Origin of the sequence: Caballeronia terrestris, from assembly GCF_001544515.1 — a bacterium.
Lineage (GTDB): Bacteria > Pseudomonadota > Gammaproteobacteria > Burkholderiales > Burkholderiaceae > Caballeronia > Caballeronia terrestris.
On the sequence record NZ_FCOL02000432.1, the window covers coordinates 1 to 1,276 of the forward strand.

At 55.5% G+C, this 1,276-nt stretch carries 1 protein-coding gene and 1 pseudogene; both read right to left on the reverse strand.

Annotation, left to right across the window (positions count from 1 at the left end; genetic code table 11):
• Positions 1-73: 73 nt before the first annotated feature.
• Positions 74-337: pseudogene (locus AWB67_RS38050) on the reverse strand (transposase); the annotation flags it as partial.
• 385 nt (positions 338-722) lie between these two features.
• Complete coding sequence (locus AWB67_RS38055) at positions 723-992, reverse strand: hypothetical protein (protein ID WP_087660880.1); 270 nt, start codon at positions 990-992, stop codon at positions 723-725.
• Between the last annotated feature and the right edge of the window lie 284 nt (positions 993-1,276).

Here is a 1,276-nt window from a genome sequence, read left to right on the forward strand (position 1 = left end):
CAATCGGAATCTGGTGCTATCCGCGCGAGCGGCGTAGCGCCAAACTCGGCGGTCTCCGACAAACCCGGCGCGGTTCAATCTGTTCCATCAACATCCGTTCGCTTCGAATCGAGTACAGAACCTGCAGCAACAGCGCCCGGACTAACTTCTCCGGAGCAATGCTTGGTCGGCCACCTCTCGCGTCTGCCTCGTACATCCGCGCGAACACATCATCCATGCGCTTGAGCGAGTCATTGAGCCATGTACGAATCGGACGCAACGGATGTTCCTTCGCTACGAAATCATCCAGCTTCAACACCGTGAACATTGACTCCGTAAAACTGTCGCTGCCGCGCATCCGTTCCATCTCGCTCTCGTTAATGACATCAAGTTCAACGTCCACCCCTTCATTCCGGATGACCGTTCGACGAGGTATTTCAACGGCCTGCTAAGTCAGCGCCCCGGGATACTTGGCACGTTGGTCCTCTGACCCGGACGCAGCAATGGCGAATTTGGAACGTCTTTAACATTAACGTTTTCTGCAAAGGTGGTTGATCGACGAGAAAGGGCTAGGTCAGTGAAACACCCGATTTGTTTCCGGCTGACAAGGCAACGGCTACGACGAAAAAAGGAAAGGCGCGACACGAATCACGCGGCAAAGTTAGAGAAGTGCTGTTGTTCAAATGTGTCGCCACCCGCCACGGTCTCTACCCCCTCCGTCATTACACAGAGCGCGATTCATATCATCCCGCTGCGGCGTGCGCTGCCTTGACAGCGGCGTCGCGTTCTCTCTTGGCTTCCGCCTTCTTGTGGTCGTAAACCTTTTTCGCTGCAGCGACCTTTTGGTCATACACGCGATTCGCCGCAGCAACTTCCTGGTGCATACTCACTAATGGGTCAGGATGTTTGGCGGCTGCCGGGGAACTTTCCGGCGTGTTGCCCTGTGCCCACGCGATATGACCAAACGACAAGGCAAGGGCCCCGGTCAGCACTGCAATGCCAATGTGTTTCATCATGCCCTCCGTGCAAATTGACAACACTCAAATTCGCCAGCGGGCGCTCGCGCCTTGGCGTTCGTTACGGCAAAACATTCAATTGACCACCAACGGGCACTTATGCCACAGGGCTTCATTACATCATCGAAAGCCCAAGACCCCGGACATTCGATCCGTCGTCGCTCACGAAGACGAAACGGGCGGACGACACGCAACAGGACATTGCTATCGCGAGGAAGACCGTGCGAACAACAGCCCAGGAAATTACAGCATGGGCTCGTCGAATTCGGGTCCTTCAGGCT